Annotated in this window: 11 protein-coding genes and 1 tRNA gene; 2 read left to right on the top strand and 10 right to left on the bottom strand. The window is 68.0% G+C overall.

Annotation, left to right across the window (positions count from 1 at the left end; translation table 11 throughout):
* Positions 1-3: 3 nt before the first annotated feature.
* From clpX to VLG41_RS16775, 8 genes are all read right to left on the bottom strand, one after another.
* Positions 4-1,269, bottom strand: coding sequence for an ATP-dependent Clp protease ATP-binding subunit ClpX (clpX, locus tag VLG41_RS16810; RefSeq protein WP_325350543.1), 1,266 nt, complete (start codon positions 1,267-1,269; stop codon positions 4-6).
* Between the two features lie 108 nt (positions 1,270-1,377).
* A complete protein-coding gene (clpP, locus tag VLG41_RS16805; protein WP_325350542.1) occupies positions 1,378-1,995 on the bottom strand; it encodes an ATP-dependent Clp endopeptidase proteolytic subunit ClpP in 618 nt (205 codons plus the stop codon).
* A 185-nt stretch (positions 1,996-2,180) separates the two neighbouring features.
* Complete coding sequence (gene tig, locus VLG41_RS16800) at positions 2,181-3,491, bottom strand: trigger factor (RefSeq protein WP_325350541.1); 1,311 nt, start codon at positions 3,489-3,491, stop codon at positions 2,181-2,183.
* A 64-nt stretch (positions 3,492-3,555) separates the two neighbouring features.
* A tRNA-Leu gene (locus VLG41_RS16795) sits at positions 3,556-3,642 on the bottom strand.
* Positions 3,643-3,748: 106 nt separating this feature from the next.
* Complete coding sequence (locus tag VLG41_RS16790; protein ID WP_325350540.1) at positions 3,749-4,411, bottom strand: aspartate/glutamate racemase family protein; 663 nt, start codon at positions 4,409-4,411, stop codon at positions 3,749-3,751.
* The gene (locus VLG41_RS16785; RefSeq protein WP_325350539.1) at positions 4,408-7,005 is read right to left on the bottom strand and encodes a TRAP transporter permease; all 2,598 of its coding nucleotides are present in this window, start codon (positions 7,003-7,005) and stop codon (positions 4,408-4,410) included. The genes VLG41_RS16790 and VLG41_RS16785 overlap by 4 nt, the downstream gene beginning before the upstream one ends.
* 94 nt (positions 7,006-7,099) lie before the next feature.
* Positions 7,100-8,077: a TAXI family TRAP transporter solute-binding subunit gene (locus tag VLG41_RS16780; RefSeq protein ID WP_325350538.1), complete on the bottom strand. Its 978-nt coding sequence runs from the start codon at positions 8,075-8,077 to the stop codon at positions 7,100-7,102.
* A gap of 157 nt (positions 8,078-8,234) precedes the next feature.
* Positions 8,235-9,587, bottom strand: coding sequence for an aspartate aminotransferase family protein (locus VLG41_RS16775; RefSeq protein ID WP_325350537.1), 1,353 nt, complete (start codon positions 9,585-9,587; stop codon positions 8,235-8,237).
* Between the two features lie 187 nt (positions 9,588-9,774).
* Here VLG41_RS16775 and VLG41_RS16770 point away from each other — a divergent pair, with 187 nt between their 5' ends.
* Positions 9,775-11,100, top strand: a complete 1,326-nt coding sequence (locus tag VLG41_RS16770) for a D-amino acid dehydrogenase (protein ID WP_325350536.1) — start codon at positions 9,775-9,777, stop codon at positions 11,098-11,100.
* Here the strand turns inward: VLG41_RS16770 and VLG41_RS16765 are convergent.
* A complete protein-coding gene (locus tag VLG41_RS16765; protein ID WP_325350535.1) occupies positions 11,060-11,959 on the bottom strand; it encodes a LysR family transcriptional regulator in 900 nt (299 codons plus the stop codon). The two genes, VLG41_RS16770 and VLG41_RS16765, sit on opposite strands and share 41 nt — an antisense overlap.
* A gap of 170 nt (positions 11,960-12,129) precedes the next feature.
* Between VLG41_RS16765 and VLG41_RS16760 the strand changes: the two genes are divergently transcribed.
* Entirely contained in the window at positions 12,130-13,344 is a 1,215-nt protein-coding gene (locus tag VLG41_RS16760; protein ID WP_325350534.1) for a hypothetical protein, read from the top strand.
* A gap of 14 nt (positions 13,345-13,358) precedes the next feature.
* On the opposite strand, the gene VLG41_RS16755 is transcribed toward VLG41_RS16760, so the two are convergent.
* The gene (locus VLG41_RS16755) at positions 13,359-16,514 is read right to left on the bottom strand and encodes an efflux RND transporter permease subunit (RefSeq protein WP_325350533.1); all 3,156 of its coding nucleotides are present in this window, start codon (positions 16,512-16,514) and stop codon (positions 13,359-13,361) included.

Below are 16,514 nucleotides of genomic sequence, written 5' to 3'. Positions count from 1 at the left end.
CTTTCACGCCTGCTTGGCGGCCTCGCGGTACACCAGCAGCGGCGGCTTGTTTTCGTCGATGGTGGACTCGTCCACCACGACCTTTTCCACGTTGCTCAGGCCAGGCAGCTCGAACATGGTGTCGATGAGGGCGTTTTCAAGGATGGAGCGCAGACCGCGCGCGCCCGTCTTGCGCGCCAGCGCCTTGCGCGCGATGGCCTTGAGCGCGGCGGGTCGCACCTCGAGTTCGGCCCCCTCCATCGACAGCAGCTTGGAGAACTGCTTGACGACGGCGTTGCGCGGCTGGGTGAGGATGTCGACCAGCGCGTCCTCGCTCAGCTCGGCCAGCGTGGCGATGACCGGCACGCGGCCCACCAGTTCGGGGATCAGGCCGAACTTGATCAGGTCCTCGGGCTCGACTTCCTTGAACACCTCGGTGAGGCTGCGCTGCTGCTTGCTGCGCACGGCGGCCGAGAAACCGATGCCCGAGGCCTCCGTGCGGTTCTCGATGATCTTTTCCAGGCCCGCGAAGGCGCCACCGCAGATGAACAGGATGTTGGTGGTGTCGACCTGCAGGAAGTCCTGGTTGGGGTGCTTGCGCCCGCCCTGCGGCGGCACGCTGGCCATGGTGCCTTCGACGAGTTTGAGCAGCGCCTGCTGAACACCCTCGCCCGACACGTCGCGGGTGATGGAGGGGTTGTCCGATTTGCGCGTGATCTTGTCGATCTCATCGATGTAGACGATGCCCTGCTGGGCGCGCTCGATGTCGTAGTTGCAGCTCTGCAGCAGCTTGGCGACGATGTTCTCGACGTCCTCACCCACGTAGCCGGCCTCGGTCAGCGTGGTGGCGTCGGCCATCACGAAGGGCACGTTGAGCATGCGGGCCATGGTCTGGGCCAGCAGCGTCTTGCCCGAACCCGTGGGGCCGATGAGCAGGATGTTGCTCTTGGCGAGCTCGACTTCGTCCTTGCGCGAACCCTGCTTGTGGCGCAGGCGCTTGTAGTGGTTGTAGACAGCCACGGCCAGTGCGCGCTTGGCGGCGTCCTGGCCGATCACGTAGTTGTCGAGGTTGCCCTTGAGCTGCGCCGGCGTGGGCAGCTCGTCGCCCGAGGCCTTCACCGCCTCGATGCCGGGCAACTCGTCACGGATGATGTCGTTGCAGAGGTCGATGCACTCGTCGCAGATGAACACCGAGGGCCCGGCAATGAGCTTCTTCACCTCGTGCTGGCTCTTGCCGCAGAACGAGCAATACAGCGCTTTTTCGCTGGAGGCGGCTTTCTTGTCGGCCATGGTTCGGTGTCAGGGAAAAACGGTGTTCAATGATAGTTCATGGTCCGACGGGGCCAAATCCGCGAAAAGGGTGGCAAAAACCGTGTTTGGCCACCCTTTCCGCCGGCGTCAGCCCGCGCTGGGGCGCTTGTCGATGACCTTGTCGATCAGGCCGTAATCGGCCGATTCGGCGGCGGAGAGGTAGTAGTCGCGCTCGGTGTCGCGCTCGATCTTCTCCAGCGGCTGGCCCGTGCGTTCGGCCAGGATCTTGTTGAGCTGCTCGCGGGTCTTGAGGATCTCGCGCGCGTGGATCTCGATCTCGGTGGCCTGGCCCTGGGTGCCACCCAGGGGCTGGTGGATCATGACCTTGCTGTTGGGCAGGCTGAAGCGCTTGCCCTTGGTGCCAGCGGCCAGCAGGAAGGCGCCCATGCTCGCGGCCATGCCCACGCACAGCGTGGACACGTCGGGCTTGATGAAATTCATGGTGTCGAAGATCGCCATGCCGGCGCTGACCGAGCCGCCGGGCGAGTTGATGTAGAACGAGATGTCCTTGTCGGGGTTCTCGCTCTCCAGGAACAGCAGTTGCGCCACGATCAGGTTGGCCGACTGGTCGTTGACCGGTCCGACCAGGAACACCACGCGCTCCTTGAGCAGGCGCGAGTAGATGTCATAGGCGCGCTCGCCGCGGCCCGATTGTTCGATGACCATGGGCACCATGCCCAGGCCTTGGATATCCATGACGCTCATGAGGGTCTCCGGGTGAGTCCGTACGGGTTCAAGACAATGGCCCAACTGTAACCAACCCCGAAGCCCACTTTTGACGGTGGGGCCATGGCGCGGATCGGTCGGACGCAGTGCCCAGATGGGGGGTCGAATGGCAAAAAAAAGAGGCGGATCGCTCCGCCCCCACTTTCAGGATGCGTGGCGCCTGATCAGGCCTGGGCCATCAGTTCGTCAAAGCTCACGGTCTTGTCGCTGACCTGGGCCTTGGACAGCACGAATTCGGTCACGTTGTTCTCGATCACGATGGCCTCGACCTCGGCCAGGCGGCGGTTGTCCGACTGGTACCAGCGCACCACGTCGGCGGGCTTCTCGTAAGAGGCGGCCAGCTCGTCGATGTGGGCCTTGATCTGCTCCGGCTTGGCGTGCAGCTCGTTGAGCTTCACCAGCTCGGCCACCACCAGGCCCAGGCGCACGCGGCGCTCGGCCTGCGGGCGGAACAGCTCGTCGGGGATGGGCGCCTTGTCGGCGTCCTTGATGCCGCGCTGCTTCAGGTCGGCGCGGGCGCCTTCAACCAGGCGGTCCAGCTCGGCCTGCACCACGGACTTCGGCAGGTCCAGCTCGGCCACGCCCACCAGGGCGTCCATCACGGCGGCCTTGTTGCGGCCCTGCAGGCGGAATTTGACTTCGCGCTCGAGGTTCTTGCGGATGTCGGCGCGCAGGCCGTCCACGCTGCCATCGGCCACGCCCAGCGACTTGGCCAGGGCCTCGTCCACGGCGGGCAGGTTGGCCTGCTCGATCTTCTTCACGGTGACCAGGAAGTCGGCCGTCTTACCGGCCACGTCCTTGCCGTGGTAGTCCTCGGGGAAGGCGAGCGGGAAGGTCTTGCTCTCGCCGCTCTTCATGCCACGCACGGCGTCTTCGAACTCCTTGAGCATCTGGCCGTCGCCGACGATGAACTGGAAGGCCTCGGCCTTGCCGCCCTCGAAGGGCTCGCCGTCGATCTTGCCTTCGAAGTCGATGGTGACGCGGTCGCCGTCCTGGGCGGCCTGGTCTTGCGCGCGCTGCGCGAAGGTGCGGCGCTGCTTGCGCAGGATGTCCAGCGTGCGGTCGATGGCGGCATCGTCCACCTCGGCGGCGAGCTTCTCGACCTTGGCGCTGGCGAGGTCGCCGATCTTGACTTCAGGGTAGACCTCGAACACCGCGTCGAAGGCCAGCTGGCCCTCGGGCGCGCCTTCCTTTTCGGTGATGCGCGGCTGGCCGGCCACGCGCAGTTGCGCTTCGTTGGCGGCGGAGGCGAAGGCCTCGCCGACCTTGTCGTTCATGACCTCGTAGTGCACCGAGTAGCCATAGCGCTGGGCCACGACGTTCATCGGCACCTTGCCGGGACGGAAGCCGTCCATCTTGACGTCGCGCGCGATGCGCTTGAGGCGCGCGGCGACCTCGTTCTGGATGACGTCGGCGGGCAGCGTGAGCGTGATCTTGCGCTCGAGCTTCTCCAGGGTTTCAACGGTCACGGTCATGGTGTTCTCCAAGGGAAGGCCGGCCGTTCGGGCCGACGCGGGGCATAGCGGGGTTCCGTGGGGCTGGTGCGCGGGGGGGGACTCGAACCCCCACACCATTGCTGGCGTCAGGACCTAAACCTGGTGCGTCTACCAATTTCGCCACCCGCGCGCCGGGAGGGTGTCTGGCGCCGCCGGATTGAGGCCCGGCGGGGCGGGTAGCCCACTCACGGAAACCCGCGATTGTAGCGGTTGGATGGGCCCCGAAAGGCCGCGAATCAGCTCGCGAGGCGCCGGCGCAGCGCCCGGATCGCGCTCCCCGGCGTGGTGAGGACCGGCAGGCCCGTGGCCGCCTGCACCGCGGGGGCCGAGCGCGCCAGGCTGAACTGCGCCAGCGCGATGAGCGCGCAGCCCTCGGCCTGCAGCCGCTTCGCCGCTTCGACGGCCAACGCGTCGTGGCGCGCGGTGTCTCCCGCGTTCAGCGCCTCCAGCGCGCCCTCGGCCAGCGCGGTGCGCAGCACCACGCCGGCCGGAAATTCCGGCGGCATGGACTGCAGCGTGGGGCCGAAAGTGGCCAGCAGGCCGATGGGCCCGCCCAGGCGCGCGGCTTCGGCCACGGCCTCGTCCACCATGGCCTCGTTGGGCTTGAGCACCGGCAGCTGCGGCCGGCGCGCCGCCGCGGCTTCAATACAGGGCCCGAAGGCGGAGCAGGTGAACAGGATGCCCTGCGCGCCCGTGGACTCGGCGTAGGCCGTGAGCGTCTCGAAGCGGGCGTGCATGGCGGCGTCCAGTCCCCTGCCCTCGCGCGCGAGGTCCGCCGAGAGGCTGTCGTCGAGCAGGTTCATGCGGATGGCCTCGGGCCAGTCGCGCGCCATCGCTTCGTTGATGGGCGCGACGGAGTGGGCCAGCGCGTGGATCAGCGCAATGCGTGGTGAGCTCATGCGGACGCTGGTACGGCGGCGCCGGCCTTCTCGCGCCGCAGACGGCCCATCTGCAGCCACATGACCAGCGCCAGCAGCGCCAATGCCGGGATGAACAGCCATTCCTTGGCCGGACGATCCGCCGGCACCTCCAGGGAGGTGATGCGGAAGCCTTGCTCGATGCCCAGTTTCTCGGCCGGGCTGCCGAACTTGACGGCGGCGACCATGAGTCCATCGCCATCGGCCATGGCGGTCACACCCGAGCTGGCCAGGCGCTCCTTCGCGGTGCCCGCGGGGCCCAACGGCAGCAGCACACCTTTGCGCACCTCGTCGCCATTGAGGTTGAGGCCCTCCACCCACATGCGCTTGCCCGTGTTCGGCGGCGCCTGCTCGATCGCCGCGCTCATCGCCTCTCCCTTGATCTCGTCGAAGGGCGGGTGAACCATGTCCATCCAGAAGCCCGGGCGGAACAGCGTGAAGCAGACCAGCAGCAAGGCCACGGTCTCGTACCACTTGGTCTTGGTGAGGAAGTAGCCCTGCGTGGCGGCGGCAAATACCAGCATCGCCACGATCGCTATGGCAATCGTCATGGCCAGGTGGAACGGCCCGGTGAGTCCGATCAGCAGCAGTTGCGTGTTGAAGATGAACAGGAACGGCAGGATGGCCGTGCGCATGCTGTAGTAGAAAGCCGTGATGCCCACCTTGATCGGGTCGTACTTCGCGATGGCCGCCGCCGCGAACGAGGCCAGGCCCACCGGCGGCGTCACGTCGGCCATGAGTCCGAAGTAGAAAACGAAGAGGTGCACCGCGATCAGGGGCACGATCAGACCGCTCTGAGCGCCCAGCTCCACGATGACGGGCGCCATCAGGGTGGACACCACGATGTAGTTGGCGGTGGTGGGCAGGCCCATGCCCAGAATGAGGCTGATCACCGCGACCAGCACCAGCATGAGCATCAGGTTGCCGCCGGACAGGATCTCGACGATCTCCGTCATCACCAGGCCCACACCCGTGAGCGACACGGTGCCGACGATGATGCCGGCCGCCGCCGTGGCCACGCCGATGCCGATCATGTTGCGCGCACCGGTGGCCAGGCCGTCGACGAGATCGACCACGCCCGCCTTGAAGTGCGACGAGGCATGGCCTTCGCCGCGCATGAGGCCCAGCAAGGGCTTCTGCGTGAGCATGACGAACACCATGAACATCGTCGCCCAGAAGGCCGACAGCGCTGGCGAGAGCTGCTCCACCATCAGGCACCACACGAGCACCACGACGGCCAGCAGGTAGTGCAGGCCGCTGCGCACGGTGGGCCCGGTCTCCGGCAGTTCGAACACCGGGGCATTGGGGTCGTCAATGGCCAATTCGGGCTGGCGCGAGCCCACCCACAGCAGGCCCAGGTAAGCCAGCAGCAGCGCGACGCCAATGACCGGCACGGCGGCGGCGCCCGCGATCGACTTGATGAAGCCGATGACATAGTAGGTGACGCCCGCGAGGACGAAGAAACCGGCCACCGTCATCAGGAAGGACAGCAGGCGTTGGCTGGCCGAAGCCTGCGTGCGGCGCGGCAGACCCTGCATGCCCGCTTTCAGGGCCTCCAGGTGCACGATATAGAACAGCGCGATGTAGGAAATGATGGCCGGCAGGAAGGCGTGCTTCATGACCTGCACGTAGGGAATGCCCACGTACTCCACCATCAGGAAGGCGGCCGCACCCATCACGGGCGGCATGATCTGGCCATTCACGGAGCTCGACACCTCGACCGCGCCGGCCTGATCGCCGCGGTAGCCCACCCGCTTCATGAGTGGAATCGTGAAGGTGCCGGTGGTGACGACGTTGGCGATGGACGAGCCCGAGATGATGCCGGTGGCCGCCGAGGACACGACCGCGGCCTTGGCCGGACCGCCGCGCATGTGGCCCAGCAGGGCGAAGGCGCTCTTGATGAAGTAGTTGCCCGCGCCGGCCTTGTCGAGCAGCGAGCCGAAGAGCACGAACAGGAAGATGAAGCCGCTGGAGACACCCAGCGCCACACCGAACACGCCCTCCGTCGTGAGCCAGAAATGGGAGGCGGCACGATCGAGCGAGGCCCCGCGGTGGGCCAGCATGTCGGGCATGTAAGGCCCGGCGAAGGTGTAGCCGAGGAACACTGCGGCCACGACGACCATGGGTAGGCCGAGCACGCGTCGCGTGGCTTCCAGCAGCAGCAGCACGCCGACAACCGAAGCCGCCACGTCCAGCGCCGTGGGCTGGCCCGGCCGCCCGGCCAGCTCACGGTAGAACAAGAACAGGTAGCCCGCGCAGAACGCGGCCACGAGCGCAAAGGCCCAGTCGGTCACGGGAACGCGGTCGCGCGGCGAGCGCTTGGACGCCGGGTAGGCCAGGAAAGCCAAAAACACCGCGAAGGCCAGGTGGATGGCGCGGCTCTCGGTGTCGTTGAGCAGGAAGATGCCCAGGCTGAAGGGCAGCGGCGAGGCGATCCAGAGCTGGAACAGCGACCAGGCCACGGCCACGACGAGGATCAGGCGGTTGACCAGCGGCCCGGCGTCTCGGCCACCGGCGTCGGTGTCCTTGACCAGCTGATTGACGTCCACGTCGGCGATGTTGTCGGCTTTTTTCATGATGGGTGAGGCGGTTGCGCAGAGGCCCTCAATGCAGAACACCCCATGAGCGGCGGGCCGCACATGGGGTGCTTGGCGGCGGTGGATCAGCAGATTACTTGATCCAGCCCTTTTCCTTGTAGTACTTGGCTGCCCCGGCGTGCAGCGGAGCGCTCAGGCCGTCCTTGACCATGTTCTCGGGCTTGAGGTTGGCAAAGGCGGGGTGCAGCTTCTTGAACTCGTCGAAGTTGTCGAAGACGGCCTTGACCAGCGTGTAGACCTGGTCGTCGGAGGACTTGGCCGAGGTCACGAAGGTGGCGAGCACGCCGTAGGTGGTGATGTCCGCGTCATTGCCCTTGTACAGACCGGCGGGGATGGTGGCCTTGGCGTAGAAGGGGAATTCGGCGATCAGCTTGTCCACGGCCGGGCCGGTGATGTTGACCAGTTTGGCACCGCAGGTGGTGACCGGGTCCTGGATGTTGGCGCTCGGGTGGCCCACGCCGTAGAAGAAAGCGTCGATCTTGTTGTCGCACAGCGCGGCGCCGTGTTCGTCGGCCTTGAGTTCGGCTGCAAGGCCGAAGTCGCTCAGCTTCCAGTTCATGGCGGCCAGAAGCTGGTCCATGGAGGCGCGGGTGCCGGAGCCGGGGTTGCCCACGTTCACGCGCTTGCCCTTGAGGTCGCTGAAGTTCTTCACGTTGGCGTCGGCGCGGGACAGCACGGTGAAGGGCTCGGGATGCAGCGAGAAGACCGAACGCAGGTCGCCGAAGGCGCCGTCTTTCTGGAAGGTGCTGGTGCCCTTGTAGGCGTGGTGGTTCCAGTCGGACTGGGCAACACCGAAGTCGAGATCACCCGCCTTGATGGTGTTGATGTTGGCCACGGAACCGCCGGTGGATTCCACGGTGCAACGGAAGCCGTGCTTGGAACGGTCCTTGTTCACCAGGCGGCAGATGGCGCCGCCCGCGGCGTAGTACACGCCGGTCACGCCGCCGGTGCCGATGGTCATGAATTTCTGTTGGGCGAAGGCCGGCGCGGCGGGCGCCATCATCGCGGCCGATGCGGCCACGGCGCTGAGACAGGCGGTGAGTCTTTTCATGGTGTTTCTCCTGCGGTTCACTGGTGGTTGTTGAAAGGCGTGATGCTCTTGTGGAACGGTCGCGCGCAGGCCGGGAATGCTAATGCAATCGCCCGGGTTGCCCCTGCCGCGACGGCACCGGGTTTACCCCGGGCCGCCATGCAGAGCCGGCATGGCGTCAAACGGTGGCGGAGCTGGATACCCCCGCCAGCGTCTTGTCGATCGCACGGCGCAGGCGTTGCACGATCTGGGCCAGCTCATCGGGCGTGCTGATGAAGGGGGGGGCCAGCAGGATGTGATCGCCGCAGCGGCCATCCACCGAGCCACCGGCGGGATAGCACATCAGTCCTTCGGCCATGGCGGCGCGCTTGATGCGCGCATGAAGCTTCAGTTCGGGATCGAACCACTGTTTGCTGGCGCGGTCCGCCACCAGTTCGATGCCCCAGAACAGGCCGCGTCCGCGCACATCGCCCACGTGCGGGTGATCGCCGAAGGCGTCCTGGAACAGGGCCTGCAATCGCGCACCATGATCGCGCACCTGGGTGAGCAGGCCGTCGCGCTGGATGACGCGTTGCACCGCGAGGGCCGCCGCGCAGGCCACTGCATGGCCCAGGTAGGTGTGGCCGTGCTGGAACAGCCCGCTGCCCTTGCGGAAGGTCTCGACGATGCGGCTTTGCGCCAGCACCGCGCCGATGGGCTGGTAACCGCCGCCCAGGCCCTTGGCGATGGTGAGCAGGTCGGGCACCACGCCCTCCTGCTCGCAGGCGTGCAGCGTGCCGGTGCGGCCCATGCCGCACATCACCTCGTCCAGGATCAGCAGGATGCCGTGGCGGTCGCACAGCTCGCGCACGCCCTTGAAATAGCCGGGCACGGGCGTGAGCACGCCCGCCGTGGCGCCGCCCACGGTTTCGGCCACGAAGGCGATGACCTTGTCGCCGCCCAGGCGCTCGATGGCGGCCTCCAGTTCCGCCACCAGGCGTTGGCCGTACTGCTCGGCGGTTTCGTCGGCGCGCTTGTCGCGGTACTCATAACAGGGCGAGACGTGCTCCACCTCGATGAGCAGCGGCTTGAATTGCTCGCGCCGCCAGGCGTTGCCGCCCACGGCCAGCGCGCCCAGGGTGTTGCCGTGGTAGCTCTGGCGGCGCGCGATGAAGTGCTCGCGCTGCGGCTGGCCGATCTCCACGAAGTACTGGCGCGCCATCTTGAGCGCGGCTTCCACGGCCTCGGAGCCGCCGCTGACGAAGTACACGTTGCTCATGCCGGCGGGCGCCGTGTCGATCAGGGTGTCGGCCAGTTCCTCGGCCACGGCCGTCGTGAAGAAGCTGGTGTGCGCGTAGGCCAGCTGATCGAGCTGCGCGTGCATGGCGGCGATCACGTCCGGGTGGCCGTGCCCCAGGCAGGAGACGGCCGCACCGCCCGAGGCGTCGAGGTAGGTCTTGCCCTGGCTGTCGGTGAGCGTGATGCCTCGGCCGCTGACGGCGACGGGCATGTCCTGGAGCAACTGGCGGTGAAAGACGTGGCTGGCTTGCATGTGGGGTGGGGGCGGTGGGGGGAATGCGCCAGTCTAGGCAAGCGCCCGCGCCTGTCCACATGCTTTTATCGGCCCGGCCCATGCCTTCAGGTTATGCCCGGCCGCCCGGCCCATGAGTTCCGGTCATGGGCCATGCCCCGGTCTGCATTTCACAGGGCCGGCGCGCCTGCCTACAGTGCGGGCCATCATGCACAATCCCCCTGCCCTTTCCCTGCACCAGACCGCCGTGCGCCGCGTGGCCGTGCTGGGCGCCGGCATCGTCGGCCTGACCACCGCCTGGCAATTGCAGCGCGACGGTTTCGAGGTCACCGTGATCGACCGCCAGCGCCCCGGACAGGGCGCCAGCTTCGGCAACGGCGCGCAGCTCAGCTACGCCTACGTGCAGCCCCTGGCCGATCCCTCGATCTGGGCGCAACTGCCCAAGCTGCTGCTCTCGCGCGAGTCGCCCTTTTCGCTGCGCCTGCGCCTGGACCCGGCGCAATGGGCCTGGGGCCTGCGGTTCCTGGCCGCCTGCCGCGCCGACGTGTCGGCGCGCAGCACCGCCACCCTGCTCGCCCTGGCCGAGGAAAGCCGCGAGGCGCTGCAACGGCTGCTGGCCGACACGCGCGCCGACTGCGACTTCGCCGCCAGCGGCAAGCTGGTGATGTATGGCAGCGAGGCCGCATTCGCCGCCGCGCGGCGGCAACTCGAGCTGCAGCGTGCGCTCGGCGGCGCCGGGCAGCAGGCGCTGTCGCTGGCCGAGTGTTTGAGCATCGAACCCGCGCTGGCCGGCAGCGCCGCGCGCTACGTGGGCGGCATCCACACGCCGGGCGAATGCGCGGCCGACTGCGCCCGGCTGTGCGACGCCCTGCACGGCGCCCTGCAGGCGCGTGGCGTGCGCTTCGTGCTCGGCGCGCCGCTGGGCGCGCTGCGGCGCGAGGGCGATCGCCTGGTGGCCGTGCAGGCGGGCGGGGACTGGATCGAAGCGGACAGCTTCGTGGCCGCGCTGGGCACTGGCGTGGCGGCCTTCGCGCGGCAGGCGGGCGCGTACGTGCCCGTGTACCCGCTCAAGGGCTACAGCCTCACGCTGGACGCGCCCGCCAGCGGTGGCCTGGCGCCGACCGTGAGCGTCACCGACGCGCAGCGCAAGGTGGTGTTCGCGCGCCTGGGCCAGCGCCTGCGCGTGGCCGGCCTGGCGGAGCTGGCGGGCCACGACACGCGCATCGAATCCCGGCGCGTGGAGCAGTTGCGGCGCGCCGCACGCGAGGTCTTTCCCCTGGCCTGCGCCGGCACCGAGGCCCGACCCTGGGCCGGCCTGCGACCCGCCACGCCCACGGGCGTGCCCCTCATCGGCCGCGTGGACGGCGCCCCCGCCAACCTGCTGTTCAACGCCGGGCATGGCGCACTGGGCTTCACGCTGGCGGCCGGCAGTGCGCAGCGCCTGTCGCACCAGCTCCAGGGCGTGGTCGATCGACCACGCGGCGCCACGGCGATCAGCCGATCTGCTGCAAGGCCTGCTGAAAACAGCGCGTGAAGGCGCGCGCCACCACCGAGTGCGGCCGCGCGGTGGGGCGCAGCATGTGCACGGCGGTCAGCATGGCCGGCTCGAAGGGCAGCACGTCCACGCGCGTGCGATCGGCCGAGGTGGCCGTGCAGCCTTCCACCAGCGCCACGCCCACGCCGTGCTGCGCCAGGGCAAGGGCCACGTGGTAGGTCTGCACGGTCATGATGGGGCGCAGATCGACGCCGTGGTCGCGCATCGCGTGCGAGAGCTGCACGCCCAGCGGGTCCTGCCCGTCCAGGGCGATCACCGGCAGCCGCGCGAGCTGCGCCCAGCCGATGCCGCCGGCCTTGAGCACGCGCGCCGGCAACAGGCCCTTGGGCGCCACCACCATCACGCGGCGCTCGCCCAGGCGCTCCTGCACCAGGGCCGGGTGTGAGCCGGGGTTGAACACGTAACCCACGTCGGCCTCCTGCAGGGCCAGGGCAGAGACGATCTGCACCGAATGCAGCGCCTGGTGGTGCACCAGCACGTCGGGGTGCTTCTCACGGAACAGGCGCATGGCGCGCGGCAGCACCTCGTAGCTCAGGCCCAGCACGGTCAGCACGCGCAGCTCGCCGTGGGTGCGGCCGGCCTTGAGGCTGGTGGCCAGGCGCTGCACCTCGTCGAGCTGGGCGAACAGGCGCTCGATGTGGGGGTACAGGGTCTGGGCCTCGGTGGTGGGCACCAGCCGGCCACCGGCGCGCTGGAACAGCGGGAAACCCAGTTGCAGCTCGGCGTGCTGCAGGGTGCGGCTCACGGCGGGCTGCGTGACGTTGATCATGCGGGCCGCCGCGCTCACGCTGCCGGTGAGCATGACGGCGTTGAAGACTTCGATGTGGCGCAGGCGCATGGGCGGCTATTGTGCTTCGGGTCGTCCCGAGGCGTTCTCTTTCAGGGCGCCCCCTCCTCACGCAGCCGAGAGGTTTCGGTGAAGTCGCGTGAGGACCTTTGGGACAAGGACTGGTTACTGAGCGGCGGCCGTTCGGCACCCTCATCAATCAACGCCAGCCTACGCAGCCCATGCACTCAGCCACCCGCCTATTGATCAAGGCCAGGTACGCCCCCCACTACCGCCAGATCGACCAGAAGAAGCCGGCATCGCCAGAACTCCAACCGCCCGCGCCTGCCGACAACCAGGCCTTGCCGTCCACGCCCGCCACACCGGAGGTCCGTCAAGCCGTCACTTCAGCGCTGAGGTGTTTCCTGGAGTTGCGCGACACCGTGGCCGAGACAGACATCCACGCGATCTCGCAGCAGCTCAAGCTGCACCTGTGGATGCCAACGAAAGACCACGGCCCCGATTGCGTCAACCAAGCGGTCTGCAGGCTGCCCATGCACTCCTCCCTGAGGGAGCGCTTGGTGATGCGCATGGAGGAGGTGTTCCTCGCCACCCGACCGCACCCGGATCGCATCCGTGTCCCACCGAGCGCCATCGTCGTGCCTTTGGGCCTTCATTCGCTGAACCCGGTTCGCATCCTGGCGCTGATCGAACTTCTCGAACTTCTGGTCAACCGGTTTGGCGAGGAGGCCTTGAAGAACACCCACATTTTTTTTGTCGGCGGCCGCGACCTCGTGCCCCAGGAAATGCTGCCGGTCCGCGAGGTCATGGCGCAGGGCTTCGCGCTGTACTGCAAGGCCGACTGGCAGCAGCTGACGCCTGAGCAGCAAAACGCCTTGCTCGACGACTTCTGCCACGAACTGCAGCAAGGCCTGGGCGACAGCGAGCTGCGCCTGACCCTCCCCACAGAAGGCCAGAAGCTGGGCGAAGCGGATTCGGCCAGGCACATCTGGGAGCAGGCCCCTCGAATCCAACGGTGGCGCACGGCGCTCAAGGGCCGGACGCACTTCATTGAAGCCAGTCGCAGCCAATACCGACGCGCCGACCGGGACAGCACCCACGGCAATGCCTTGCAGGTCCTGGCCGAGTGCTTCGCGAGCCGTGTACTGGAACAGGGCAAAGGCCGGGTCATGGTCTGCAGCGACAGCTTCAGCGGTCCGCGGGCCGCGCTGATCTTCGAGGGCTACTGCCGCGCATTCGACATCCCCGTCGGTTTCCTCTCGCGCCCGTTGACCGGTCACGACCTGTCCAAGCAACGGCAGATGATGCGGTGCTTGCTGCCCCTGTTCGTTCGCGAACTCGCCTGCTTGCAGCACGAAATCGTGCAATCCAACAAGGCAGACAGCGGAACCGCCTGGTACGACGTCACGCCCCTGCAGGACAAGCTGCCGGATTGAGGCGAGTCAAGGCCTCAACGCGGGGCGGCCGGCGCCACCGGCGGCATCGACGCATCGCGCCGGTGGAACAGCTTCGCGAACCACAGCGCCACGTCGTCCACGATGGTGAACACCGCCGGGATCACCAGCAGGCTCAGGAAGGTGGAGGTGATCAGCCCGCCGATCACCGACACCGCCATCGGCGAACGGAAGCTGCTATCGGCCGAGCCCCAGCCGATGGCGATGGGCAGCATGCCCGCGCCCATGGCGATCGTCGTCATCACGATCGGGCGCGCCCGCTTGTGGCAGGCATCGAGGATCGCGTCCAGCCGCGACATGCCGTGCGCGCGCCGCGCCTCGATGGCGTACTCCACCAGCAGGATGGAGTTCTTGGTCGCCACGCCCATCAGCATGATCAAGCCGATCAGCGAGGGCATGGAGAAGCTCTTGTTGGCGATCAGCAGCGCCACGAAGGCCCCGCCCAGCGACAGCGGCAGCGCCGCCAGGATGGTCATGGGGTGCAGGAAGGCCTTGAACAGCAGCACCAGCACGATGTAGATGCACAGCACGCCGGTCAGCATGGCCAGGCCGAAGCTGGCGAACAGCTCGCCCTGCACCTCGGCGTCGCCGATCTCCAGCACCGACACGCCCGGTGGCAGGTTGCGCAGGCTGGGCAGCTTCTCCACCGCCGTCTTCATGTCGCCCAGCGCGATGCCGGCCAACTCCACCTCGAAGTTGATGTTGCGCGAACGGTCGTAGCGGTCGATCACGGCCGGGCCGCCGCCGAACTCCAGCGAGGCCACCTGCCCCAGCATCACCGGGCCGCGCGCGCCGGGCACGGCCAGGCGGCGCAACACGTCCAGGTCGTGGCGCGCGCCCACGTCGAGCTTGACCACGATGGGGATCTGCCGCTGCGGCAGGTTCATCTTGGGCAGCAGGTTGTCGTAGTCGCCCACGGTGGCGATGCGCAGCGTCTCGGCGATGGCCGAACTGGTGACGCCGAGTTCGGCGGCGCGCGCCAGGTCGGGCGTGACGATGATCTCGGTGCGCACCAGCGCGGCGGTGGACTGGATGCTGCCCACGCCACGGATGGTGCGCAGGTCGCGCTCGACCGCGCGCGCCGCGGTGGCCATCGCGTGCGCGTCGGTGCCGGTGAGGGTGAGGATGTATTTCTCGCCCGAGCCGCCCAGGCCCACCTTGCTGCGCACGCCGGGCAGGTTGGACATGGCCGCGCGTATGTCGTTTTCGATGCCCTGCTTGCGCGGGCGCTCGCTGCGCGGGTCGAGCTGGATGGTGAGCGCGGCCTTGCGCGACTCGGCCGCGCCCTGGGGCGCGAACGGGTCGGTGCCGGCCGTGCCCGAGCCGATGGTGGTGTAGACCGAGCGCACGTGCGGCACCGCCGCCACCAGCAGGCGCGCGCGCTCGGCCGTGGCGATGGTCTGCTCCAGCGTGGCGCCGGGCGGCAGTTCCAGGAACACCTGGGTCTGCGAGTTGTCGTCCGGCGGCACGAAGCCCTGCGGCAGCAGCGGGATCAGCATCAGTGAGCCGATGAAGAACAGGCCCGCGCCGAAGCTGGTGATCCAGCGGTGGCGGATGCACCAGCGCGCCCAGTTCTGGTAGCGGTCGAGCCAGGCCGGCTCGTTCTGGTTCTGCGACCAGCGCCAGAGGCCGCGGGTGACCGGGTTGGTGTCCATCCAGCGCGGCATCTCCTTCTGCACGAAGGGCTTGAGCAGGTAGGCGGCCATCATGGGCGTGAGCGCGCGCGCCACCACCAGCGAGGCGAACACCGCGAGCGCGGCCGTCCAGCCGAACTGCTTGAAGAACTTGCCCGGGATGCCGGCCATGAAGGCCGTGGGCAGGAACACCGCGATCAGCGTGAAGGTGGTGGCGATGACGGCCAGGCCGATCTCGTCGGCCGCTTCCATGGCGGCCTGGTACGGCGTCTTGCCCAGGCGCATGTGCCGCACGATGTTCTCCACCTCGACGATGGCGTCGTCCACCAGGATGCCGATCACCAGCGACATGGCCAGCAGCGTCACCACGTTGATGGTGAAGCCCATGTAGTACATGCCGATGAAGGCCGGGATGGCCGACAGCGGCAGCGCCACGGCCGACACCACGGTGGCGCGGAAATCGCGCAGGAACAGCCAGACCACCAGCACGGCCAGGATGGCGCCCTCGTACAGCAGGGTCATGGAGGCGTCGAATTCCTCCTTCACCGGCGTCACGAAGTCGAAGGACTCGGTGATGTGCAGGTCGGGCCGCTGGGCGCGCAACTGCTCGAGCTTGGCGCGCACGCCGTCGCCCACCTCGATCTCGCCGGCCCCGCGGCTGCGCGCGATCTCGAAGCCCACCACGGGCTTGCCGTCCAGGAAGGCCGCGGCGGTGGGCTCGGCGATGGTGTCGCGCACCTCGGCGATCTGGTCCAGGCGGATGTAGCGGCCGTCGCTCAGCGCCACCTGCATGCCCGCCAGCGCCTCGGCCGAGGCCAGTTGCGACAAGGTGCGCAGCGGCTGCTGGCTGCCACCCAGGTCCACGCGGCCACCGGCGCTCTCGATCTGCACCTTGGCGAGCTGGCGCGAGACGTCGGTGGCGGTGGCGCCCAGGGCCTGCAGCTTGAGCGGATCGAGCAGCACCTGCACCTCGCGGTCCACGCCGCCCACGCGGTTGACCGCGCCCACGCCGGGCACCGACAGCAAGAGCTTGGACACGTCGTTGTCCACGAACCAGGACAAGGCCTCCCCGTCCATCTTGTCGGACGCCACCGTGAACGCCAGCACCGCGCCGCCGGCCAGCTCCACCTTGTTGACGATGGGGTCGCGCAGGTCGGTGGGCAGGTCGCTGCGCACCTTGGCCACGGCCGAGCGCACGTCGTCCAGCGCCTCCTGCGTGTCCTTCTCGATGCGGAACTCCACGGTCAGTGAGACCGTGCCGTCCTGCACCTTGGTGTAGATGTGCTTGAGCCCCTGCAGCGAGGCCAGGCTGTTCTCGATGATGCGCGCGACGTCGTTCTCGAGCTGGTTGGGCGAGGCGCCCGGCAGGGCCGCCACCACGGTGATGGTGGGCAGGTCCAGGTCCGGGAAGTTCTGCACCTTCATCTGCTTGAAGGAGAACAGTCCCGCCAGCGTGAGCATGACGAACAGCATCGCCGCCGGGATGGGGTTGCGGATGGACCACGCGGAGACGTTCAT

Origin of the sequence: Hydrogenophaga sp. (genome assembly GCF_035481345.1) — a bacterium.
Classification (GTDB): Bacteria; Pseudomonadota; Gammaproteobacteria; order Burkholderiales; family Burkholderiaceae_C; genus Hydrogenophaga.
The sequence above is the reverse complement of the archived record's forward strand: the minus strand, read 5'-3'. Positions and strand labels throughout refer to the sequence as shown.